The organism is Hymenobacter sp. AT01-02 (genome assembly GCF_000961955.2).
In the GTDB taxonomy this organism is placed as follows: domain Bacteria; phylum Bacteroidota; class Bacteroidia; order Cytophagales; family Hymenobacteraceae; genus Hymenobacter; species Hymenobacter mucosus.
This window is the reverse complement of record NZ_JZIR02000014.1, coordinates 222,004-243,925: the sequence shown is the minus strand read 5'-3', so window position 1 is coordinate 243,925 and position 21,922 is coordinate 222,004. Positions and strand designations below refer to the sequence as shown.

Annotated in this window: 19 protein-coding genes, 1 other RNA gene, 3 pseudogenes and 1 riboswitch; of the genes and pseudogenes, 16 read left to right on the top strand and 7 right to left on the bottom strand. The window is 55.9% G+C overall.

Annotated elements, in window-relative coordinates:
- Positions 1-228: 228 nt before the first annotated feature.
- Entirely contained in the window at positions 229-1,761 is a 1,533-nt protein-coding gene (gene guaA / locus VI25_RS06005; protein WP_045688198.1) for a glutamine-hydrolyzing GMP synthase, read from the bottom strand.
- Positions 1,762-1,982: 221 nt separating this feature from the next.
- On the opposite strand from guaA, the gene VI25_RS06000 reads away from it, so the two are divergent.
- The 6 genes from VI25_RS06000 to VI25_RS05980 all read left to right on the top strand — a co-directional run bounded on the left by VI25_RS06000 (position 1,983) and on the right by VI25_RS05980 (position 5,663).
- Positions 1,983-2,447 carry a carboxypeptidase regulatory-like domain-containing protein gene (locus tag VI25_RS06000; RefSeq protein WP_045688197.1) on the top strand — a complete coding sequence of 155 codons (465 nt, stop codon included), beginning with the start codon at positions 1,983-1,985 and terminating at the stop codon, positions 2,445-2,447.
- Between the two features lie 160 nt (positions 2,448-2,607).
- Positions 2,608-2,704, top strand: an RNA gene (gene ffs, locus VI25_RS23265) — signal recognition particle sRNA small type.
- A 219-nt stretch (positions 2,705-2,923) separates the two neighbouring features.
- Positions 2,924-3,580 carry a fructose-6-phosphate aldolase gene (gene fsa, locus VI25_RS05995; RefSeq protein ID WP_055562350.1) on the top strand — a complete coding sequence of 219 codons (657 nt, stop codon included), beginning with the start codon at positions 2,924-2,926 and terminating at the stop codon, positions 3,578-3,580.
- 92 nt (positions 3,581-3,672) lie between these two features.
- A complete protein-coding gene (locus tag VI25_RS05990) occupies positions 3,673-3,876 on the top strand; it encodes a hypothetical protein (RefSeq protein WP_045688196.1) in 204 nt (67 codons plus the stop codon).
- A 57-nt stretch (positions 3,877-3,933) separates the two neighbouring features.
- Positions 3,934-4,632: a cell division ATP-binding protein FtsE gene (locus VI25_RS05985; RefSeq protein ID WP_045688195.1), complete on the top strand. Its 699-nt coding sequence runs from the start codon at positions 3,934-3,936 to the stop codon at positions 4,630-4,632.
- 74 nt (positions 4,633-4,706) lie between these two features.
- A complete protein-coding gene (locus tag VI25_RS05980) occupies positions 4,707-5,663 on the top strand; it encodes a glycosyltransferase family 2 protein (protein WP_052695151.1) in 957 nt (318 codons plus the stop codon).
- A gap of 18 nt (positions 5,664-5,681) precedes the next feature.
- On the opposite strand, the gene VI25_RS05975 is transcribed toward VI25_RS05980, so the two are convergent.
- Positions 5,682-6,653 carry a DUF6565 domain-containing protein gene (locus tag VI25_RS05975; protein WP_152981511.1) on the bottom strand — a complete coding sequence of 324 codons (972 nt, stop codon included), beginning with the start codon at positions 6,651-6,653 and terminating at the stop codon, positions 5,682-5,684.
- Positions 6,654-6,781: 128 nt separating this feature from the next.
- Here VI25_RS05975 and VI25_RS27635 point away from each other — a divergent pair.
- The 6 genes and pseudogenes from VI25_RS27635 to VI25_RS05955 all read left to right on the top strand — a co-directional run.
- Positions 6,782-7,210 (top strand): annotated as a pseudogene (locus VI25_RS27635) (aminotransferase class I/II-fold pyridoxal phosphate-dependent enzyme); the annotation flags it as partial.
- Positions 7,177-7,902: a DegT/DnrJ/EryC1/StrS family aminotransferase gene (locus tag VI25_RS27630; protein ID WP_262489921.1), complete on the top strand. Its 726-nt coding sequence runs from the start codon at positions 7,177-7,179 to the stop codon at positions 7,900-7,902. The pseudogene VI25_RS27635 and the gene VI25_RS27630, both read left to right, overlap by 34 nt.
- Before the next feature lie 111 nt (positions 7,903-8,013).
- A complete protein-coding gene (locus VI25_RS05965) occupies positions 8,014-8,703 on the top strand; it encodes a M48 family metallopeptidase (RefSeq protein WP_201783261.1) in 690 nt (229 codons plus the stop codon).
- A gap of 252 nt (positions 8,704-8,955) precedes the next feature.
- A complete protein-coding gene (locus VI25_RS05960; RefSeq protein WP_201783260.1) occupies positions 8,956-9,873 on the top strand; it encodes a Gfo/Idh/MocA family protein in 918 nt (305 codons plus the stop codon).
- Entirely contained in the window at positions 9,864-9,986 is a 123-nt protein-coding gene (locus VI25_RS27625) for a hypothetical protein (protein ID WP_262489920.1), read from the top strand. The genes VI25_RS05960 and VI25_RS27625 overlap by 10 nt, the downstream gene beginning before the upstream one ends.
- Before the next feature lie 44 nt (positions 9,987-10,030).
- The gene (locus tag VI25_RS05955; protein ID WP_045688192.1) at positions 10,031-10,762 is read left to right on the top strand and encodes an EcsC family protein; all 732 of its coding nucleotides are present in this window, start codon (positions 10,031-10,033) and stop codon (positions 10,760-10,762) included.
- Positions 10,763-10,849: 87 nt separating this feature from the next.
- Here the strand turns inward: VI25_RS05955 and VI25_RS05950 are convergent, their stop codons facing one another.
- Positions 10,850-11,536: a TIGR02117 family protein gene (locus VI25_RS05950; RefSeq protein ID WP_045688207.1), complete on the bottom strand. Its 687-nt coding sequence runs from the start codon at positions 11,534-11,536 to the stop codon at positions 10,850-10,852.
- A gap of 311 nt (positions 11,537-11,847) precedes the next feature.
- Positions 11,848-11,940: riboswitch (SAM riboswitch) on the top strand.
- A gap of 344 nt (positions 11,941-12,284) precedes the next feature.
- On the opposite strand from VI25_RS05950, the gene VI25_RS28320 reads away from it, so the two are divergent.
- From VI25_RS28320 to VI25_RS05940, 4 genes and pseudogenes are all read left to right on the top strand, one after another.
- Positions 12,285-13,112 (top strand): amino acid permease, encoded by an 828-nt coding sequence (locus VI25_RS28320; protein WP_316934262.1) that lies wholly within the window; start codon positions 12,285-12,287, stop codon positions 13,110-13,112.
- Positions 13,010-13,570, top strand: a pseudogene (locus tag VI25_RS28315) (APC family permease); the annotation flags it as partial. The gene VI25_RS28320 and the pseudogene VI25_RS28315, both read left to right, overlap by 103 nt.
- Positions 13,571-13,606: 36 nt before the next feature.
- Complete coding sequence (locus VI25_RS28310) at positions 13,607-13,741, top strand: amino acid permease C-terminal domain-containing protein (RefSeq protein WP_316934265.1); 135 nt, start codon at positions 13,607-13,609, stop codon at positions 13,739-13,741.
- 128 nt (positions 13,742-13,869) lie between these two features.
- Positions 13,870-14,775, top strand: coding sequence for a CPBP family intramembrane glutamic endopeptidase (locus VI25_RS05940; protein ID WP_045688190.1), 906 nt, complete (start codon positions 13,870-13,872; stop codon positions 14,773-14,775).
- A 64-nt stretch (positions 14,776-14,839) separates the two neighbouring features.
- On the opposite strand, the gene VI25_RS05935 is transcribed toward VI25_RS05940, so the two are convergent.
- The 4 genes and pseudogenes from VI25_RS05935 to VI25_RS05915 all read right to left on the bottom strand — a co-directional run bounded on the left by VI25_RS05935 (position 14,840) and on the right by VI25_RS05915 (position 21,921).
- Positions 14,840-16,366, bottom strand: a complete 1,527-nt coding sequence (locus VI25_RS05935; protein ID WP_045688189.1) for a TSUP family transporter — start codon at positions 16,364-16,366, stop codon at positions 14,840-14,842.
- Positions 16,367-16,505: 139 nt separating this feature from the next.
- Positions 16,506-18,221: an NADPH-dependent assimilatory sulfite reductase hemoprotein subunit gene (locus VI25_RS05930; RefSeq protein ID WP_045688188.1), complete on the bottom strand. Its 1,716-nt coding sequence runs from the start codon at positions 18,219-18,221 to the stop codon at positions 16,506-16,508.
- A gap of 5 nt (positions 18,222-18,226) precedes the next feature.
- A pseudogene (locus VI25_RS05925) lies at positions 18,227-18,987 on the bottom strand (DUF2490 domain-containing protein).
- Positions 18,988-18,999: 12 nt separating this feature from the next.
- On the bottom strand, positions 19,000-21,921 hold the full coding sequence (locus VI25_RS05915) for a TonB-dependent receptor (RefSeq protein ID WP_045688187.1): 2,922 nt from the start codon (positions 21,919-21,921) through the stop codon (positions 19,000-19,002).
- Position 21,922 lies beyond the last annotated feature (1 nt).

Here is a 21,922-nt window from a genome sequence, read left to right as displayed (position 1 = left end):
CTATTTATCTGGGGAAGTAGGGCGGCTATTCTAACCGGGAAATCTACCCAGCGCATGGGATTGAGCCAACAGGCCCAAGCAGTTTGCTGCCTGGCTCGATTAGGGTGCTACGCTACTGTTGGAAACTACCAAAAAGAAAAATGGTGAGGTGAATAGTCTTAAGCAGTGCTTTGCTTCTGACCATTCACCTCACCGTTTTAATTACCTATACGAACGCCGTGGGGTTGCTTATTCCCACTCAATAGTTGCTGGTGGCTTGGAGCTAATGTCGTATACCACGCGGTTGATGCCGCGCACCTGATTGATAATGCGGTTAGATACGTCGGCCAAGAACTCGTAGGGGAGGTGAGCCCAGTCGGCCGTCATGCCATCCACGCTGGTTACGGCGCGCAGTGCTACCACCTGCTCATACGTACGCTCATCGCCCATCACTCCCACGCTCTGAATGGGTAGCAGCATCACGCCAGCTTGCCACACCTTCTCGTACAGGCCGTGCGCTTTCAGGCCATTGATGAAGATGGCATCGGCGCGCTGAAGCAAGTCTACTTTCGCGGGGGTGATATCGCCCAGAATGCGAATACCCAAGCCAGGCCCAGGGAAGGGGTGGCGGTGCAAAATATTGTGGGGCAAGCCCAGCGTGTCGCCCACTTCACGCACCTCATCCTTGAACAAGGCCCGCAACGGCTCCACAATGCGGAGGTTCATCTTTTCAGGCAGGCCCCCTACGTTGTGGTGGCTCTTGATGGTCACGGCCGGGCCTTTCACTGACACGGACTCAATTACATCGGGGTAGATGGTACCTTGGGCCAACCAACGGGCACCCTGTACCTTCTGCGCTTCCTGATCGAATACTTCGATGAAGGTGCGGCCAATGGCTTTGCGCTTCTGCTCGGGGTCGGTGAGGCCAGCCAGCGCGTCATAGAATGCCTGGGAAGCATCTACGCCGCGCACATTAAGGCCCAGGTCTTGGTAGGAGTGAAGAACATCTTCGAACTCGTCTTTGCGCAGCAAGCCATTGTTGACAAAGATGCCGTGCAAACGCGGGCCGATAGCCCGGTGCAGGAGCAAAGCCGCCACCGAAGAGTCTACCCCGCCCGACAGGCCCAGAATTACTTGGTCTTCCTCGCCAATAGTGCGCTGCAGGGTTTCTACCATGCTATCCACAAAATGCTCCGGCGTCCAGCTCTGATCAAGCCCGCAAATGCCCACCACAAAGTTCTGCAGGAGGGTTTTGCCATCCGTCGAGTGCGTTACTTCGGGGTGGAACTGAATACCGTAGGTTGGCTGGCCTGCAATGTGGAAGGCAGCTACTGCTACTTCGGGGGTGCTGGCAATGATGTCGAAGCCGGCTGGGAGCGTCTTGATGGTATCACCGTGCGACATCCATACCTGCGACTCTGTAGGCACGCCGTGCAGCAAGGGTGAATCGTGGTGTACGCGGGCCAGGCGGGCGCGGCCGTACTCCCGAATGGTGGCGGGCATTACATCGCCACCCTGCTGATGCGCCAGCAATTGGGCGCCGTAGCATACGCCCAGCACGGGCACCTGGCCGAGGTACTTGCTCAGGTCAGGATTGGGCGAATTGGCGTCGCGTACGGAGCAGGGCGAGCCCGAAAGCACCACGCCCCGGATGTCCTCAGTGAGGTCCGGGGCGTGCGTATACGGATGGATTTCGCAGTAAACATTCAATTCCCGGATGCGTCGGGCAATGAGTTGGGTGTACTGCGACCCAAAATCAAGAATCAGGATTTGTTGAGGCATGGCACAAAAGTAAGTACCTGGCCGGGGCGTACAAAATCCGCGCGTGTTCTTTCTACATCTGAACTCCCCTAAAATGCCTGCTCGCATAGGATTTGCGTGCATTGGGCGAGAACTCAATTCGTAGAATAAAAGCCCCGTGTAATATTGTTCAACATCATAGCCAACCGAAGCTCGTTTTTCGGTAGTTTAGATGGCTCCTTCTCCTTCCATTTCTGCTCGCAATGAAAACGTTACGTTATCTGCTCGCACTATTTTTGCTGCTGCCGCTGACCCTAGTTGCCCAAACCCGGGCGGCCAAGCCTACCCAGTTACCCCCGGCTGCCATGGCCACTATAGCCGCCCAGCCTGCTACCGCAGCGCCCAAGGTAGCGGGGTCTGCTACTCCTGCGTCGCACGTTATCAGTGGCATCGTGCTTAGCACGAGTGGAGTGCCATTGGCGGGCGCTACTGTAGAGCTAGCCTTGGAAAGAAGTCATACCAGCAGCACCAATGCTGACGGGATGTTTATGCTGCGTACCACGGCCACCGCGCCAACCCTGATAGTGAGCTACGCCGGATACCAGCAAGTACAAGTAACTGTGGACTCAGGACGGCCAGTTTCGGTGGAAATGCAGCCCATCCGGAATTATGCCCAGCAGCTCAAGCAGCAAAGTAAGGCTGCAAACAAAGCTTATCGGAAGCGCTAAAATTTCTGGGCGGCCCCTGGTTGCGTAGTCTGGCTAGTAGATTATTACCTAGCTACTTACTCCCAGAATAAGATCCAGGTAGTATAGGAACGGCAGCAGTATTGTGAAAAAAATATGAGCCTGCTTGTCCTAATCCGCCAAATATGTGCTTACCTTTGCACCGGCGAGTCAGAACGACCAGCTCCTGCTGAACTCCCCCAGGACCGGAAGGTAGCAAGGGTAGGTGGTTGAGCGGTGCGATTTTGGCTCGCTTTTTTTGTCCTTACAGTTCCATTTTGTCTAGTCTGCTAGCTAGGCGGCATAAAGAGAACTACTCGCATACAAAACGAAAGGCGCTTCGCAAGGGGCGCCTTTCTGCGTTCAAGGCCATTCCTTTATGGCTGTACACGGCAAGCCAGCTACAAAATCCGGACAATGCGTTTAATCCGATAAATCCGTGATTAGCTTTGGGGCATCTTTGTTTCCAACCTACCCGCATGAAATTCTTCATTGACACCGCTAACCTGAAGGACATTCAGGAGGCCGTAGAGCTGGGCGTGCTCGACGGCGTGACCACCAACCCTTCGCTGATGGCTAAGGAAGGCATTAAGGGTACGGACGCAGTGATGAGCCACTACCGCCAGATTTGCGAGTTGGTGGACGGCGATGTTTCGGCCGAAGTAATTGCTACCGACTACGATGGTATCATCCGGGAGGGGGAGGCGCTAGCCGACCTGCACCCCAACATTGTGGTGAAGGTGCCCATGATTAAGGATGGCATCAAGGCCATCAAGTATTTCTCCGAGAAAGGTATTAAAACGAACTGCACGCTGATTTTCTCGGCGGGCCAAGCGTTGCTCGCAGCCAAAGCAGGCGCTACGTACGTGTCGCCTTTCGTAGGTCGCCTCGACGACATCGGACATGATGGCCTGCAACTGATTCAGCAGATTGTAGATATCTTCTCAAATTACGGCTACCCCACGCAGGTGCTGGCCGCTTCGGTGCGCCATGTTCCTCACCTCATTCAGTGCGCTGAGCTTGGAGCCGATGTAGTGACGTGTCCGCTCAACGTTATTACTGGCTTGCTTAGCCACCCGCTCACCGACAAAGGCTTAGCTACTTTCCTGGCCGACCACAAGAAGGTCAACGGGTAGAGAAGTAATGTGCATACTGTGAGAGATGTGCTGAACGCAGTAGAAAGCCCTTGTCACATTTCTCACTTATTCACGTTTCGCACTTCGTACTTATGTACATCATCAAAGTAAAAGGCAAGGCCAAGATTCCGGATTACATTCAGCTGCGTGATGAGCACTTTGTGCTCATCGCCTATTTCCGCGCTGATCGGCCTCTGAAGGATTTACACCGCTACGGGCTAGAGAATAAGGAAACCGAACTGGCCGCTGTCATTTCTAACCTGGAGTTTGGGAAGCTGCAAAAGCTGGAAGTCTAACACTAGTCGTACGTAGCCTACCTCCGCCGCTCCCGAGTCCGCAAGAACCCACCGCTTATGTCCGTTATTGAGCTGCACGATGCGTATGTGATGCAGGACGTGAACACCGTGCTGCAGAAGGTCACGTTTACGCTCGAAAAAGGCGAATTCGCCTACCTAGTGGGACGTACGGGCTCGGGCAAAAGCTCCCTGCTAAAGACTCTCTATGCCGACTTGCCCTTGCCCGCGGGTACGGGTACGGTAGTTGGGTTTCCCTTGCCCAAGCTAGCGGGTAGCACCAAGGTTCCGTACCTGCGGCGGAAGCTGGGCATCATTTTCCAGGATTTTCAGCTGCTTTTTGATCGGAGCGTTGCCGATAACTTACTTTTTGTCCTGAATGCCACCGGTTGGAGAGGTAAAGCACGCAAGCAGCAGCGCATTTCAGAAGTGCTTATGCGAGTAGGGCTAGCCAACGCGGCTTCTAAGATGCCGCATCAGCTTTCCGGGGGCGAACAGCAGCGCGTAGTTATAGCCCGAGCCTTGCTCAATGAGCCTCTGTTGCTACTTGCCGACGAGCCCACGGGCAACCTTGACCCGGATGTGGCCGACAGCATTATGCGCTTGTTTGTGGAAATCAACAACTCAGGTACTGCGGTGCTTATGGCTACTCACAACTACCAGATTATCAATAAGTACCCTAAGCGCGTGCTCAAATGTGAGCAGGGCCAGCTACTAGATTCCGCTACCAAACCGTTTCATCTGCACGCAGATAGCTAAAAGGAGAGAGGTATAGCCTGCCTGATCAGCTGGGCTTACTAGCTGCTACTTCTACCCTTTAACGCTCCTTTTCAGTGAATCACCCCGGGCTTTCAGTACTGATTCCGGTATACAACCGCGACGTGACGCCTCTCGTGCGTCGGTTGTTGGTGCAGGCGGCTACTTGGGGCGAGCCCGTTGAGATTCACTGCCTAGATGACGGCTCGGCGCCAGAGTACCGGTTACGCAATCGGATGCTAACAACCATTGCTGGGGTTGAATATGAGGAACTGGGCTATAATGTAGGCCGCTCGGCGGTGCGCAATCGGTTGGCCGCCAAAGCCCGCTATGAGTGGCTGCTGTTGCTCGACAATGATAGCCTACTACCCGATGGTCATTTCCTGACTCGGTACGCCGCCGCCCGCGACCTAGCACCTGTGCTTTCGGGTGGCACGGCCTACGAAGGTAGTGCCCCGCCCGATGCATCATTGCGGTTGCGCTGGCTTTATGGTCGAAGCCGAGAAGCCCGCTCGGCGGCCGTGCGCCAGCGGGCCCCCCACGGCCAGCTGACCCTCAACAACCTCCTGATTCAGGCTGATTTGTTCCGGCGCTTTGGGCTCGACGAAAGCCTGACTCGTTATGGGCACGAAGACACCAAGTTTGGGTGGCTGCTGCGCCAGCACGGGGTGAATGTGGTGCACGTGGATAACCCAGTGCTGCATGATGGACTGGAGCCGGCCACCGTCTTCCTAGCCAAAACCCACGATGCCGTTCGCAACCTCGTGCAGCTCTATAAGGCAGAAGGTCTGGGAGCAGAAACCAAGTTACTGCAAGCTGCGCTACGCCTCCAGCGCTGGGGGCTGAGCGAAGCTGTATGCACCGTTTTTCGGCTGCGAGAAGCCCACGTGCGTAGCAACTTGCTTTCCCAGAATCCAAGCCTGCGCCAGCTTGACGCCTTGAAATTGTACTGGTTGCTGGAGGAGCTAACGCAGCCGTTCCAATACCAACTGAAAGCGCCGACCTTCCTAAAGGAAAGCCGGCGCCCAGCCTAAGTTACTTATAAAGGAAGACTAGTTTTTCTTGTCGTCCTTACCGTCGAAAACGTCCTTCACGGCGCCTCCTACTTTCTTGCCCACTTTCGCGGCACCTTTGCCTACGTCCTTGCCGGCTTCTTTCACGTCGCTGGCAGTGTTGGAAGCGGCTTGGCCCACTTTGCTACGCTCATCGGCCGTTTCGGCCGATACTTCTTTGGCCTCGCTGCTTACAGCGTCGGCACCTTGAGCGGCGCGAGCTTCCGCTTTGTCGAATGACTTGAAGGCGGCATACTTCAACTTTTCCTTCTGAATCTCGGCCAAGTCGCGGGCTGAGATGTCTTTCTTGACGTCGTCGTAGGCCTCATCCAAGGCGCGCCACTCGGAGTTAATGTAGCGCCAGTCGTCAATGTCATACTTGTCTTCGTTTTGCTTGATGTTGTTCACGAACGACTCGTAGGTAGTGCGGGCGTTAGCTGCCGTTAGTTGGGCCGCTGGCGACATGGGCTTGTAGTATTTCCCGGGCTTTAGGTTGGCAGTGCTGCCGCTGGTGCTAGTAGCAGTGCTACCCGGACGGTTTTTCCACGCCATTTCGCGCCTGTCGTAAGCGGTGGTGTAGCGCGTACGCAGCTGCTCAATTTCCTGGCGGCGGGTGTCGTCGTACTGGTCGGCGTACTTATCTACTGCGGCTACCTTGGTATCAAAGTCTGATTTCAACTGGGCCGTCTCCCGGTCGTAGTCGGCCTCTATCTCATTTCCTACGCTGTCAGCGGCAGTTTCTGTGTTGGCTACAAACGTTTTGAAGTCGTTGTACGCTTCATCACTTTCGGCCGAATTTCTTGTTTCTGACCTTGGTTGCAACTGGTGGTAGCAGCAACGCCCCCGAGCAGCAGCATGGCCGACAGGGCGTGGAGGGTGACAGTTTTCCTGAGCATAGTAGTGTTGGGGAATAGGAGGGAGGAAACAGCGCAAGCCTACCGTTATGGCCGAGCTTGAGGCGATTAACGGCATCACTTCCTATCAGGTTACGTGGGGTATATGCAGTGGGTTCTACCCCGGACTCTATCTTTGACGTGGTTCTGTTTCTCTGGTTTTCGCTTGTGCCTACTCTTCTCTCTGCTCCGCCTTCGCCTATTCAAATGCTCGACCTTGCTGCTCAGCACGCACCCATTCAGGCTGAGCTGGAAGCCGCTTGGCAAGCAACGCTTACCGAAGCAGCTTATATTCAGGGGCCAGCCGTGCAGCAGTTTGCTCAGGAAGTAAGCCAGTACCTGGGTGGGCCCCACGTAGTGCCCTGTGCCAACGGTACCGACGCCCTTCAACTGGCACTGATGAGCTTGCGCCTGCCGCCTGGCACAGAGGTGCTGGTGCCCGCTTTTACTTATGTGGCTACCCTGGAGGCGGCGGCGGTATTAGGGCTCGTGCCCGTACCCGTTGACGTACGAGCAGATACGTTTGCCCTGGACCCGGTGGCGGCGGCAGCGGCTTGTACCGCCCGCACCGGTGCTATTATTGCCGTGCACTTGTTTGGGCAATGTGCAGATTTGGAAGCCTTGCGAGCTATTGCCGAGCGCCAGGGCGTCGCTCTCATCGAAGACAATGCCCAAGCCATTGGAGCCACATTTACTACCAGCCAGGGCACAACGTGGGTAGCCGGCACCGTAGGGAGGTGGGTACTACTTCATTCTTCCCCAGCAAAAACCTGGGAGGTTTTGGCGATGGGGGGGCGTTGTTCACCCGTGATGAAGCTCGGGCTACCTACCTGCGTCAACTTGCCAACCACGGGCAAACCCGTAAGTACCATCACGAACATATTGGCCTTAACTCTCGTCTCGATACGTTACAGGCTGCACTACTGCGCGTGAAGCTGCGCCATTTGCCCACCTGGACTGCGGCGCGCCAACAGGTAGCAGCTCAGTATGATGCGGCACTGGCTACTATCCCACGCATTGTGCCCCCGGCGCGGGATGGGCGCAGCACGCATGTTTTCCATCAGTACACCGTGCAGGTGCCCGATGAGCCGGGCCAGCGTGCGGCGCTGCAACAGCACCTGGCGGCGCATAAAGTACCCAGCGTAGTGTACTATCCTCAGCCCAACCATCTGCAGCCCGCCTACGCGCATTTAGGCTACCAGGCTGGTCAGTTTCCCGTGGCGGAGCGGTTGTGTCGTACCGTACTGTCGCTGCCCATTCATCCTACGCTTACCGTAGATCAGGTATCATACGTAGGGGATGTGCTCCGGGCATGGCTACCTGTTTGACGTACTAAAAGCTGGTAGAGACCTATGCCAGTTCAGTATTTGAGCGGATAGCTGGCACTGTTTTTTCTTTTGACCGTATTACTGTCCGCTTACTTTCATTTGTTCTCTTCCATGCGTCGCCCTTTTCTGACCCTCTTCCTGCCGCTGGCTGCTGTTTCTGTGTTAGCTTCAGCTGCCTTCACCTCGCCCCAGCAAGGAATCAACCTGTTTTCTATCAACCAGGATATTGCCCTGGGGGCTCAGGTAGCCAAGCAAACTGATTCGTTATACCGCGCAAAGGGGCAACTGATGGAGCGCTCCAAGAACGCCCGGGCCTACCAATTGCTTGATGGCGTAGTAAAGCGCGTCCTCGACAACGGCAATATCAAGTACCGTACTCAGTTTCCTTGGGATGTACAGATCATCAAGGATGATGCAACCCAGAATGCTTTTGCTACTCCCGGCGGCCACATCTACGTGTTTTCGGGCCTTATTAAGTACCTCGATGATGAAAACCAGCTAGCTGGGGTACTGGGGCACGAAATTGCCCACGCCGACCGGCGCCATAGCACCCAGCAGCTGCAGCAGCAATACGGCAGCAGCATCTTGCTTGGTCTTATTCTGGGCAAGCGCTCCTCCGGCCAGTTGGTCCAGATTGCGGCTGGCTTGGGACAGCTCAAGTTCAGCCGTGGCTTTGAAACCGAAGCCGACAAGTACTCGACCATATACCTCAATGGTACCCGCTACTACTCTTGCGACGGTGCCGCTGGTTTTTTCATCAAGCTGAAAAGGCCGGTGGGGGAGGTACCCCCGAGTTCCTGAGTACTCACCCCAACCCAGGCTCGCGTATCACTAGCATCCAACGTAGTGCCCAGCAGCTAGGCTGCACTGGCCGTAGCGTGAACAATAGCAACTTCAATGAGCTAAAGCGGCTGCTCTAGCCCCAACTGCCGCCGCAATTTGTGCCCCTCAAAAAGCCCGTAGCCCTCAAAAAGGAGCTACGGGCTTTGTTTTGTAAGAAACAAACGCAGTTTTTTCTGAGCTTGCGGCGTGCTATCCCAACCCGCTTCTTCTGTGTCTGCCAGTGCTGCCGTACGTTTTGCTATCTGTGGGATAGGGCATATTGGCCGTCGTCACGCTGCTTTGGTTTCTCGCCATCCTGGTGCGCAGCTCGTTGCTCTTATTGATGTGAAAGCGGAGCTAGCCCCCGCACTGGCAGTTGAGTTTCCTGGCATACCCTTCTTCACGTCTTTGGAGGACTACCTGCAATGTGGTGGGTACGAGGCTGATATTCTAACTATAGCTACACCAAATTACCAGCATGCGCTACAAGCTATAGCTGGCCTACGGCATGGGATGCACGTAGTGGTCGAGAAGCCCATTGCCCTGCACAAGCACGATGCGGAGGCTATTGTGCACACGGCTTTGCAAACGGGGCGCTTGGTATTTGGCGTCATGCAAAATCGATACTCACCGCCGGCTGCCTGGCTTAAGCAAGTGGTGGTGGAAGGACGGCTGGGCCAGGTGTATTTGGTGCAAATCAATTGCTTCTGGAACCGCGACGCTCGCTACTACCAGGCTGGCGGCTGGAAGGGCCGCCAGCAGCAAGATGGCGGTACCTTATTCACGCAGTTTAGTCACTTCGTCGATTTGTTGTACTGGGTGTTCGGCGACATTACCAATATTTCCGCCCGCTTCCGCGACTTCAACCACGCCAGCATCACCGACTTTGAGGATAGTGGTCTGGTCACTTTTGACTTAGTGCGCGGTGGTAGCGGCACGCTACAGTACAGCACTTCCGTGTGGGACCGGAATCTGGAAAGCTCCCTTACCGTGGTGGCAGAAAACGGCAGCCTTCGTCTTGGAGGGCAATACATGGACAAGGTAGAGTACTGCCATATAAAGGATTATCAACTGCCCCAACTACCGCCCACCAACCTGCCAACGACTACGGTCCGTATCAGGGTAGTGCTGCTAATCACGTGCAGGTAATTGACAACGTGGTAGAGACCGTGCAAAAGCGCAGCTTCGCTACTACCAATGCCCTGGAAGGAATGAAAGTGGTAGAAATAATTGAGCGAATCTATAGTTTGCGCCATCTATAGGGCCACTTGGGCAACGGGTTACGCTGTAGATGCATCTTGCACGTATGAATTCCTCCGACCAAGATGCCTACGCCGAGTTGCAAGACTGGCAACGCAAAATGCAGCAACGCCCGTCCATGCTGAACCGGCTGGCGCGCCGCCTGCAAGCGAGGCTGAATGCGCTACTGCCCGAGAAAGTACACGCGGCCATCACCACCGCTATCAAACAGATGGTGCGCGGAGTGTTGTTTGGCTCCGGGTACATTACGCGCCGGCCCCTGGCCGATGCTACCTTGCAAGCCCGAGAAGTGGCCGTGCGCACTAGTGTGCGCAATTATCGTAATACGGCTGCGGCTGAAGGGGCCGTAACTGGGGCCGGCGGGTTCTTGCTGGGCCTCGCCGATTTTCCGCTGCTATTGGGCATCAAGCTGAAACTGCTTTACGATGTAGCTGCCCTCTACGGCCACGATGTGCAAGACTATACTGAGCGCCTGTACCTATTGCACATCTTTCAGCTGGCTTTCAGCAGCCAGCATACCCGCAATGAGGTGTATCAGCGCTTAGCCAATTGGGAGACCTACCGCCATACCTTGCCCCAAGATGTAAACGAGTTTGACTGGCGCACCTTTCAGCAGGAATACCGGGACTACATCGACTTAGCCAAAATGGCTCAGCTAGTACCCGTAATTGGGGCGGCCGTGGGAGCCGTTGCCAACTACCGCCTGTTGGAGCAGCTCGGCACTACAGCTATGAACTGCTACCGCATGCGCTATTTCAACACTGACTCATCAGTTTGATTTGTGCCAAGTGCATTAGCTGAATACTGAAAAGAGGGCGGATAATCAGTACCACCTCGTGCAGTAAACAGTAGTAGGAAAAGCGCTTTAACGGTATTGATAGAAGATGCCTGTGTCGAAGGGAGTCCAGAGGCTGGCTTTTTGTCCGCAATACTTAAGCGCATCGTTCGCCCAGGTATTGCAGGTATAGAACCAGCCGTAGGTGCGGTGGGCCTCGTAGAAAGAGTCATCGGAGCCGTAGCTATGACCGGGAATATAAATAGGCTGGCCCTGTTCGTCGTAGCGGAAGCTCTCCTGAATGTAGCGAATGAGCTTCTGGTAGTCGACGTGGCTAATACTGATTTTTATGCAATCCTCGCTCTCCTGCATGTCCTGGTAGAAGGTAGTGTGCATGGCGGAGGTGCCCAAGTAAAACATGGCTACGAAGGCGGTGCTGGCTTTAAGCTCTGCCCAAGTGGGTGTATCGAGGTAGAAACCCTTGTCGCCCCAGCCAAACCCAATGTAGCGCATGCCAGGGGTCTTGGATTTGGTGTTAGCTAACAGAATAGTCTCGCTCCAATCAATGTAGGGTGTACAGATGGGTACCACAATATCGGTGTGCACACCATTGGAAAAGATGTAAATATCGAGGTCCTCCCGCGGATCGGTGCTGGCTTTGGGTACCGTAATGCGCGACAGTACAGCGGCAGCTGTGAGGTAGAGGCCGAGGGCGCCGCCCACAGAACCGGCCACGTAGCCGGTTGCTTTCAGGGCTTTCTGAATTCCTGAGTTCATGTAAAAGAGGCAACGGTGGGAGGGCTGCTGCATGCTTGCAGCCACCACAAGAAAGAACGTAGGCGCAAGTACGAACCCATTGACGTACGGTTTGACTTTTCTCCGCACTTTTCTGTCTGCTTTCGCGGGCTCTACGATAAACCAAAAGAGCGGCAACGCCCCTAAGCCTAGATAGTGAGTTGAGAGAAGAGTGCCTTTGGCTAGCTGCGGTAGGTAAACCGGGGGCACGACCGACTAGTTGCCGAGCTGCTTGCAGGACCACGAAGCGGCCCTTACCTTTGTTCCATCAATTCTTTCTAGCCAAAGGATTGTTTTTATACAGAGGCGCTGAGAGACAGGCTCTACGACGCGTCGGCAACCATCCGCAACTGCCGGAACGGTGCCAATTCCTGACCATATAAAAACAACGTACCGTGGTGCTTCGCTTCCGCTCCCTCAACTATCCTGTAGTTTTTGCTGCTTCTCTCCGTATTGCAGTCGGCGCGCGGCAGTGTAGTTGGGAAAGATGTTGTTGCTGTTGAAGCCCCAAGGCAATGCTGGTGGCGCGCGGCGTAGCTAGCTGCTGGTGCTGCGGATTTTCGCTTTTTCCTTATCAGTTCTTTCATTGCCTGGTGCGGCGTAGCCGCAAACGCTACGCGTGCATACTGCGCTGCAAAGGCCTAGTATAAACCGCTAGGAGCTGTTGTGCGCCTAGGCTAGAAATAACTGAATTTCTCACTCTTAGCCAATCCAGAGTTGGCGCTATATCATGCTCAGAAAATCCTTGGAACTGCTACGGCAGGAGGCGGCCGAAACGGGCGCCAACACGCTTAAACGAAGCCTCAATGGCTTCAACCTTATTGCCATTGGTATTGGGGTAATTATTGGTGCGGGCTTATTCTCGCTCACGGGTATTGCGGCCGCCAACAATGCGGGCCCGGCCGTTACGCTCTCGTTTGTGGTGGCAGCCGTGGGGTGCGCTTTTTCGGCCCTGTGCTACGCCGAGTTTGCCTCTATGGTCCCGGTAAGCGGCTCGGCGTATACCTACGCCTACGCCACCATGGGCGAGCTATTTGCCTGGATTATTGGGTGGGACCTGGTGCTGGAGTATTCCGTGGGCGCGGCTACGGTAGCCATCAGTTGGTCGCAGTACTTGCTGAAGTTCCTGGGCAAGTACGGTATCCACTTGCCGCCCCAGCTGGTGACGTCGCCATTTGAAACCTCCACGCTGGCAGATGGTAGCGTAGTGCATGGCTTTGTAAACGTGCCCGCTATGCTTATTGTGTTAGCTATTACGCTCATCATCATTCGTGGTACCCAAGGCTCGGCGTGGTTTAATGCGCTAGTAGTCACCTTGAAGGTGGCCGTCGTGCTTGTGTTCATTGCCTTGGGCTGGCAGTACATTGACCCCGCCAACTACCAGCCTACATTCCGCAGAATACCGGCACGTTCGGGGAGTTTGGGTGGAGCGGCATCCTGCGGGGAGCCGGGGTTGTATTCTTCGTATTCATTGGCTTCGATATTGTGGCTACCATGGCCCAGGAAACCAAGAACCCCCAGCGTAACATGCCCATTGGTATTATCGGCTCCCTGCTGATTTGCACAGTGCTATTCGTGCTGTTTGGCCACGTCATGACGGGGTTGGCCAACTACACCGAGTTCAAGAACAGCGCCGCGCCAGTAGCCATTGCCATTGAAAAAACGCCCTACGCCTGGCTGTCCTCGGCCGTAATTCTGGCTATTATCATCGGCTATACGTCCGTGATTCTGGTGGACTTGCTGGGGCAGAGCCGCGTGTTCTTTTCCATGGCCAAAGACGGGTTGCTACCGCCTGTGTTTGCGCGCATCCACGAGCAGTTCCGCACGCCCTTGCAGTCCAACTTGCTGCTTGGCTTGTTCATTGCCTTGTTTGCCGGCTTCGTGCCTATTTCAGTGGTAGGGGAGATGACCAGCATCGGCACCCTGCTGGCCTTTGTAATGGTATGCTTGGGCGTGCTCATTATGCGCAAACGGGAGCCCAACGCTCCTCGCGGCTTCCGTACTCCATTGGTGCCGCTCGTCCCCATTCTGGGCATTCTGACCTGCTTGGTAATGATGGTGTCCTTACCTTGGGAAACATGGTTGCGTCTTGCCCTGTGGCTGGCCATCGGGCTGGCTATCTACTTCGGCTACGGTCGTAAGCACAGTAAACTGGGCCGGCAGCAAGCTCAGCGCCAGGTTGGGTAGCCCTTCAGCTTCAACCTACTATATTTAGTACCACAGCCAGCCGACGCTACTGCTTCGGCTGGCTGTTTTTTATGCCGTTGTTTGGCTAGATTTGGTGCATTAGGTATTCTTACTTCTCGCCATTATACGTGGAAAATAATTTGTTGGAAGCCTCCGCTAGCCCGCTGGCAACGCCAGTGCGCGCCTACCCCACATTGAAGGAAAGCTGGGGTGCTCTGGGGTGGTTCTTGTTAGCCATCGGAGCGGTGGGCCTCCCCGTAATGCTTCTTGCTCAGAACGTGGCGCATGCTTCAAAGCCCGTAGTTGGCATGGTCATGACCTTGGCTACAAACCTGGCTTTTCTGGGCTTACTACGCTGGAAAGCAGGCAAACGGTGGCGCCCCTTGCAGTTTGCCGGCCGCGAGCAAGTATGGTTGTATGCATTGCTTCCAGTGCTGGTCCTTGCTATGCTCGGCGTGCTGTCAGTTGTGCAGCTACTAGGGCTTCCAGATTTGGCTAGTAACTACTTCAAGGAATTGGTTCGGACGCCCGTAGTTGCCTTTCTGCTGGGTGTCGTTATTGCGCCCGTGCTAGAGGAATTGGTGTTTCGAGGCGTGATACTACAAGGCCTGCTCCGCGCCTATAAGCCCTGGATAGCCATTGGACAGTCGGCGTTGCTATTTGGGATAATCCACTTCAACCCAGCGCAGAGCATCAATGCCGCTCTTATCGGGATGCTGTTAGGCTGGCTTTATTACCGCACCCGTTCCTTATGGCTGTGCATGACGGTGCATGCGCTCAACAACCTAGTAGCTTTCGGGTCTATGCTTACCGAAGATGGAAAGAGCACTGACTCCCCAGAAGCTATGCTGCTTAAGTGGCCTTTCGCGTACGCAGGCCTCGTATTGCTGAGCGGATTCGTACTCATACTTATTCTACGGCGGGTGCAGCAGACTACTACCCCACTGACTACTGACGAGGAGCCACAGGCGCCCCTTACGCCACCAATAGCACTGTCTCCAACTACCTATAATGACCGTTCTAGGGCGGTATGAGGTTATAGCCAAAAAAGCCCGAAAAAACACTTTTTCGGGGCTTTTTTGCCTTGTATAGGTGCTACTACAGCAGGTAAGTCATGACCACCTTTCGAAGCGCCCACAAGCTCCAAATAATCACCATGGAGCCAACGCCCACAAACATCCAGCGCACAGGAATACGCCCAGCTAGGCGGGCAGCTAGGGGAGAAGCGGCCACGCCTCCCACAATCAGCCCCAGGATAATTTGCCAGTGCGAGATGCCCAGAGTAGCGAAAAAGGTAACGGCACTGGCAAAGGTTACGAAGAACTCAGTGACGCTAACGGAGCCGATTACGTACTGCGGAGTGCGTCCGCCCGCAATGAGCGTGCTGGTTACTAGCGGGCCCCAGCCACCCCCACCGAAGGAGTCGAGGAAGCCACCAACCGCAGCCAGCAGCCCCAGCTTCTTGTGCTTTTTGCGCGGTGCAGGCTTTGAGAAAGCCTTTGAAATAATGCGAATACCCAGCAGCAGCAGGTACACGGCTAGGAAGGGTTTCACGTAGCCAGCGTAGGTTTCGCCAAACTTGGAAAGCAGGAAAGCCCCCGTAACGGCTCCTAGAATCCCCGGAATAAGTAGCACTTTAAACAAGCGCTTATTCACGTTGCCGAAGCGGTAATGATGATAGCCCGAGGCCCCGCTGGCAAACATTTCAGCCGTGTGAATGCTGGCACTCACGGCGGCGGGGGTGATGTTCAGGCTCATGAGGCTGATGGCCGTGACTACCCCGTATCCCATGCCCAAGAGCCCATCCACAATCTGGGCACCAAAGCCGATGGCCACGAAAATCCAAAACATTTCAGCATTGGATGCCGCGTGCCACACCTGCTGCCAGGTAAAGTAGAAGGAAAGAATATTAAGCACCAGCATTGCGGCAAAGGCCACCAGGGCCGCCGTAGCCCGGCGGCGCCACCGCGCCGCCGCCGGCGACTCATAGGCTGGCCCTCCCGCTAGCTCAGCCGTCACGGCGTTGAGGGATTTTACCTTATGCGCAAAATCACCCCCCACTTGCTCCCGAATAATAGACATGCGCTGTAGTACATCATGCAACTCGTTGGGAAGGGCAATGGTCAGCATCTCGCGCAGGCGCTTAGAGATAGTCGGCGACTTGCCATTGGTGCTGATGGCAATTTTCAAGTCGCCTTTCTGCACAATGGAGCCCAGGTAAAAGTCGCAGGCTTCGGGCGTATCGGCCACGTTGCAGAGCAGGCGCTGGCGCGTAGCATCAGTCCTGATGCGAAGATTGAGTTCCTTGTCGTTGGTAGCTACCACCACAATATCGTGGCCCACTAAGTCAGTGGTTTGGTAGGCCTGCTCGCGGAGCTGCACGGCCGGGTGGCGCTCGGCCAGGACTTTCAGCTCTGGCGAGAAGTAGGTGGCTACCACCGTCACGGCAGTGGCCGGACTATTAGCCAGCATAGCCGAAAGTTTCTCGAAACCTACGACCCCGCCCCCCACTAGCAGCACGTGCAGCTGCTCCAGCTTGAGGAAAACCGGAAACAAGCGGTTTGCCCCGTTCGGGGCAGACGGCGGCGGTTCCGGTTGGGGTAGCAATTCGTTGGAAGAAGGCATGATGGTTGGGGGTAGGAGCTAGTAACGAGGGTAAGATACACTTCCTCGGCCAAGCTACGCGTGCCAAAAGTGCGTTAGAAGGGCTAAAAAGCCCCCGCGCACGTATTCTGGTTACTCTGGCTTGGCCGAAGCAAGTGGGTTACTGATGGAAATCCAGCCCGTGAGTAGTCGCCTTCACGTAACCCTGACGAATAACAAAGTCGCCGAAGCGTTCTTGTGGTTGGCGATTCTGAGCGTAGGCAGCCAGTAGTGGGGTGAGCTCCGCTACAATACCGTCCTCATCCAGCATTTCTTTATAAAGCTTGTTCATCCGCTCTCCGTTGAAAGCTGCTCCCAAGTACAGGTTGTAGCGACCTACGGAGCGACCTACTAGGCCAATTTCGCCCAAGTAAGGGCGGGCGCAGCCGTTGGGGCAGCCCGTCATGCGAAGCAGAATCCCTTCATTTCCCAGTCCTTGCTCCCGGATAATAATTTCTAGCCGGTCCATGAGCTGGGGTAGGTAGCGCTCGGCCTCCGCAAACGCCAATGAGCAAGTATTGAGGGCTACGCAAGCCAGAGCCCCACGCCGGAGCGCCGAGTGCACATCGTTGGCGTCAAGGACGATGCCATGCTCTTGCAGCAGAGCTTGTACCGAAAGGCGGTGCTCCGGGGCCACGTTGGCTATAATCAGGTTTTGGTTGCCGGTGAGGCGGAAGTCGCCGGTGTGGAAGCGGGCAATTTCGCGTAGCGCCGTCTTCAGGGCATACCCCGGACGGTCGGCCACGCGGCCACCTTCCACAAACAGCGTCAGGTGCGACTGCCCGTCGGGGCTGGTAGTCCAGCCGAAGGCGTCGCCCGAGGAGCGAAACTCGTAGGGGCGAGGAGCCTCCAGCGCAAAACCCAGGCGCAGGTCTAGCTCCTGCTTAAAGGTGTCCAGGCCCACGCGGTCTAGGGTGTACTTTAGGCGGGAGAACTTGCGGTTTTCGCGGTTGCCCCAGTCGCGCTGAATGGTTACTACCTTCTCGCACAAGTCTACTACCTGGTCAGCGGGGATATAGCCAATCAGGTCGCCGAGACGGGGATAGGTATCGGCCATGCCGAAGGTCATGCCCATGCCACCGCCCACCGCCACGTTGAAGCCCAGCAGCTCGCCATTTTCCTCAATGGCAATTAAGCCTAAGTCATTGGCGAAGATGTCGGTATCGTTGTGAGGCGGAATGGCCAGCGCAATCTTGAACTTGCGAGGCAGGTAGGTTTTGCCGTAGATGGGCTCCTCATCTTCCCCGCCCGTGCTAAGCAAGCTGTTGTGCTTTGATTCGCCATTCAGCCACAGCTCCCAGTAGCCCGACGTGCGTGGGGTGAGGTGGGCGCTGATAGCCTTCGAGATTTCGTACACTTGGGCGTGCACGGGGCTTTGGTAGGGGTTGGGGTTAAGCATCACGTTGCGGTTCACATCACCGCAGCCCGCAATGCTGTCTAGCAGCACATCGTTGAAGCCCTGAATGGTCTTTTTGAGGTTGCGCTTAAGCACTCCGTGGAGTTGGAAGGCTTGGCGAGTGGTAAGCTTGAGCGTGCCGTTGCCGTACTGATCAGCTAGCTCATCCATGCGCTGCCACTGGTCGGAGGTGGCAATGCCGCCGGGCACGCGCACCCGAATCATGAGGGAGTAAAGGGGTTCCAGCTTCTGGCGCTTCCGTTCACTATCCAGGTCACGGTCGGTTTGCTGGTAGGAGCCGTGAAACTTGATTAGGTGGGTATCATCGGGGTTGAGCGCACCCGTGAGGGGATTCACGATGCTCTCCGCCAAGGTGCCCCGCAGGTAGTTGCTGGCAGTCTTGACGTGTTCGACCTCAGAAAGCTTCTTAGTATCAATCATGGAAATTATGGAGCAGGAGTAGGGGCAGCCACTGGCGTAGGCCGCAAGTCAAAGTTGTGAAAGTAAAACACCCGTAGGGTGTGCTGGTTTCGGTAGGTGCTGCCCGCAGGCAACTGCTGAAACAAGTGCATGTAGCCCGCCTGTAGCTGGGCGTGGGGGTTGAGCTGGTATACCACGCCGGCAAACAACCGATTCTGGTCGAAGTAGTTATAGCGAATTTCCTTGCCGAAATTCATCATTACCTCGTTGTTGAGTACTGCCTGTAGTCCTCCGGGATTAAACCCTTTCTTGGTTAGCGGCAGAAACAGCGCTGCGTTGTACCGGGTTCGATAATTAAAATTGAAGTCATCCGTGCGCTCATTGCCTTGAATGGTGCGTCGGAATCGTTCTTCCAGCCGCACCCACTGCATTAGGCGGGCCTTGGGAAACTTAGCAAACCACTGCACCTGCTGCCAAGGACGGTGTTCGGCCTGGCTCACAGTGCGGGCGCCATCGGGGAAGTGATGCACGTAGGCGTAGCCCCAGTCAGGCGCACATCGTCGGTTAGATAGTAGGTGAGCCCTACCCGTGCTACGCCCTGAAACAGGTCCTGCACGTATCGGTCGTGGAGGCGTAGGTGCAAATCGGTCCAAGAGCCCCAGCGTTGAGAGAAGCGGGTCTGGTTGAACACTCCCACCCACGTTTGCTGCTCGCGTACGTACTGCTTTTGCGCCAGGGCGGGCAAGCCTAGAAGCAAGGATGTGCCGAAAGGAAGAAGTCGTTTCATCGCTTAAAGCCGTTAGCGCAGTACCGTGTTATCAAACGTGAGGGCTACGTAGTACAGCCCCCCAATAGTAGGGCCGGCGGCGTACTGGTAGTAGCGGTTATTGAAGAGGTTGGCGCCGCCTACCTTGATGGTAGTCTTGGCCGCCGGAATACGCACGTTCACCTGGGCATCCATCGTCTGGTAGGCGGGTACGCGGCCGTTGGCTAAGGGGCTTTCCCAGTAGAAAGTGCTCTGGCGGCGCCACACCACGTTAAAGCCCACGTTGCGCACAATTTCGCGGTTGCCGAAGTTCACGTTCGTCACCCAGTGCGGGGTATTAAAGCCCGTTACGAAGATGTCGGCTTGGTTATTAGATGACAGCGCGTTGTAGTTCACGTTGCCGCCCACAGTGAACTTCTGGTAGAAGTTGTAAGTCAGGCCCAGGGTAGAGCCGTAGCTGCGGTACGAGTTGAGCGCATTCGTATAAACTCGGTAGCGGTCCTGGCGAGCCGAGCGGTTAGAGTTCAGGGCCGCCAGTACGGCCTCATCCGATCCTACGGTAACCTGCTGGCCGGTGGCATTTTTTGGTACGCTTACTTCTACCTGGCCCAAGAAGCCGGAGTAGATGTTGTAGTACGCGTCGGCGTCAATGGATAGGCGGTTGTCAAACAGCACACTGCGGTAGCCTACCTCGAAGGCGTTTATCTGCTCGGGCTGCTCGGTGGGGAGGTTTCCTACCGTTAGTAGCCCCCGAATCTCCGGACGCAAGGCCGCCTGGGAAGCCGTGCCGCCGTTGGCCGACACGTAAGCATTCACCGCGGCATTAAAAGTTGAGATAGAAGCCAGCGTGTACGAGTTGTCGAGGTAGTTTAAGCCTTCATTTACGCGAGCCAAGCCGCCCACGCGGCGCACGTTGCCGTTGTTCACAAAGGAGAGAGCCTCAAAGAGGGAAGGGAAGCGCCACCCGTTCTGGTAGGAAGCGCGGAAATTGTGCTTCTCGGCCAGTGTATATACGCCCGCTATCCGCGGGTTGAGCTTCGGGTTGAATTCTGGGTTGTAATCGGCGCGCAACGAAGCGGTGAGCTTGAGGCGGTTGTCGAGCAGCAAACGGGTGGCCTGCACAAAGCCTCCTATTTTCTTGTAGTACTGATTTGCGCCTCCCGGCTGGGTACGCTCGGCTAGTGGGCGGCTGAAATCCACAAAGTTGTTGCCGTCGGGGAGCACTTCGTACACGCGAGCGTCTGCGCCCACTATCACGTCGGCAAACTTCACGCGCTGGCCCAGGTTCCACACGGCATCGGCATGGTAGGTATGGCTGCGCTGGGTGAGGGCCGCTCCGCCGGGAATGGGCGCGCCTTTTACATTGACGCCGCTGTCCCAGTTGTTGGTGTGCACAATCTGGTTTTTAAGGGCATCGAAGGCCGGAGTTCCGGGTACGGCACGCCCCGCATCGGCCACGGCACGGGCTTGCTGCATAGCCGCGGCCAGCCCCACTCCTTGATTGACCTGGCTTTGGAGTGCCGCCTGAAACTTGTCGCCCCAGCTGGTTTTGGGGCCGCTACCTGCAGTGAGAGCCGTAGCCCCGTTTTGTAGGTCGAGGTTCAGGGCCAGAGGATTCAGGTTATAAGAGTCGCCAGTGTTTTCCACCAGCATATAGGCGCGGGCCGTAAAGTCCTGTCCTTTCAACTCTACTTTGTGGTTTTGCACCGTCACGCCGTCCAGCTGAATCTTGTTGCCGCGCTGAAATACGCCGTCCATCAGGCCAAACCGGTAGCCGTAGCTTAGTTCCAGCTTGTCGGAAAGCTTGTAGTGCAGGCTGGCGTCAGCCTTGATGTTGCGAACAATGGGGTTCACCAAGTCGCGCTCGTAGTACCCCGTGCGGCGCACGTTAAACGTTTCGGTGCGGCCGTTGTAGGTGATGGGAATGGACACGTTGCCAGCATTGTCATCGCCGTAGCGGTTCCAGAGGTCGGCGGCCGGGTTGTTGGCGCCGCTCAGCTCCGGAAAGCGGGGGTTAGCCGACGACAGATTCTGCGGGTTCTGGTCGTTTTGTGTGTCTGATAGCCAATCGGTGCCGCGCAGGAAGCTGCCATTTACTTTATAGGCCCAGCGCTGCGAATTGCCCAGTACTTGAGCCCAGCGCACGGCCGTTTCGGTAAGCACGCTCGGGTCCCGATCCTTGCCATCCACGTGGTTTACGCCTACCTTCTGGTATACGCTTAGGCCTGGATATGCAAAGGGGCTTTTCGTGGTAAGGTTCGCCATGCCATTGATGGCGTTCATGCCGTAGAGGGCTGAGGCGGCACCAGGCGTAATTTCCACGCTGGCCACATCAAGCTCCGTGGGGCCGATGGCATTGCCCAGGGGCACGCCCAGGGTCGCCGCCTGCATATCCACCCCGTCTACCAGCTGCATAAAGCGGAAGTTGTTGGGGATGTTAAAGCCGCGGGTATTGGGCACTTTAAACGTAAGGCTGGAGGTGGTCATCTGCACGCCCTTCACGTTTTCCAGGGCGTCGTAGAAGCTTGGCGCGGGAGTTTCCTTAATGGCCCGGATGTCGAGCTTCTCAATGGCTACCGGCGACTTCAGCCTGCTTTCTTCTACCCGCGAAGCCGATATGACAACTTCGTTTACGGCAATAGCCTTAGATTCCAACTGAACCGCAATGGGCTGGCTGCCGCTGGCAATTTCTAATTCCCGGGCATCGTAGCCAATGATATTGAATACCAGCGTGAACGGAAACCGCAAACGGGCTTTCAGGGCAAACTTGCCTTCACCGTCGCTAAGTGTGCCGGTAGAGCTACCCTTCACGCTGACGCTCACGCCGGGCAGGGGCTGTTGGGTGCCTTTCTCGCGCACGGTGCCGCTGATGGAAATCAGGGCATCTTGGGCGTGGAGGGAAGTACTAACCAGCAAGGCTGCTGGCAGTAGGAGAGAAGCATACGCGTGCTTCATA

What these genes read in the sequence shown, in the direction of transcription:
- VI25_RS05985 (WP_045688195.1), top strand. Translation starts at nt 3,934, where the DNA reads ATGTCCGTTATTGAGCTGCACGATGCGTATGTGATGCAGGACGTGAAC.
- VI25_RS05965 (WP_201783261.1), top strand. Translation starts at nt 8,014, where the DNA reads ATGCGTCGCCCTTTTCTGACCCTCTTCCTGCCGCTGGCTGCTGTTTCT.
- fsa (WP_055562350.1), top strand. Translation starts at nt 2,924, where the DNA reads ATGAAATTCTTCATTGACACCGCTAACCTGAAGGACATTCAGGAGGCC.
- VI25_RS05950 (WP_045688207.1), bottom strand. Translation starts at nt 11,536, where the DNA reads ATGAACTCAGGAATTCAGAAAGCCCTGAAAGCAACCGGCTACGTGGCC.
- VI25_RS27630 (WP_262489921.1), top strand. Translation starts at nt 7,177, where the DNA reads ATGTGCAGATTTGGAAGCCTTGCGAGCTATTGCCGAGCGCCAGGGCGT.
- VI25_RS28320 (WP_316934262.1), top strand. Translation starts at nt 12,285, where the DNA reads ATGCTCAGAAAATCCTTGGAACTGCTACGGCAGGAGGCGGCCGAAACG.
- VI25_RS06000 (WP_045688197.1), top strand. Translation starts at nt 1,983, where the DNA reads ATGAAAACGTTACGTTATCTGCTCGCACTATTTTTGCTGCTGCCGCTG.
- VI25_RS05935 (WP_045688189.1), bottom strand. Translation starts at nt 16,366, where the DNA reads ATGCCTTCTTCCAACGAATTGCTACCCCAACCGGAACCGCCGCCGTCT.
- VI25_RS05990 (WP_045688196.1), top strand. Translation starts at nt 3,673, where the DNA reads ATGTACATCATCAAAGTAAAAGGCAAGGCCAAGATTCCGGATTACATT.
- VI25_RS28310 (WP_316934265.1), top strand. Translation starts at nt 13,607, where the DNA reads ATGATGGTGTCCTTACCTTGGGAAACATGGTTGCGTCTTGCCCTGTGG.
- VI25_RS05955 (WP_045688192.1), top strand. Translation starts at nt 10,031, where the DNA reads ATGAATTCCTCCGACCAAGATGCCTACGCCGAGTTGCAAGACTGGCAA.
- guaA (WP_045688198.1), bottom strand. Translation starts at nt 1,761, where the DNA reads ATGCCTCAACAAATCCTGATTCTTGATTTTGGGTCGCAGTACACCCAA.
- VI25_RS05930 (WP_045688188.1), bottom strand. Translation starts at nt 18,221, where the DNA reads ATGATTGATACTAAGAAGCTTTCTGAGGTCGAACACGTCAAGACTGCC.
- VI25_RS05975 (WP_152981511.1), bottom strand. Translation starts at nt 6,653, where the DNA reads ATGCCGTTAATCGCCTCAAGCTCGGCCATAACGGTAGGCTTGCGCTGT.
- VI25_RS05915 (WP_045688187.1), bottom strand. Translation starts at nt 21,921, where the DNA reads ATGAAGCACGCGTATGCTTCTCTCCTACTGCCAGCAGCCTTGCTGGTT.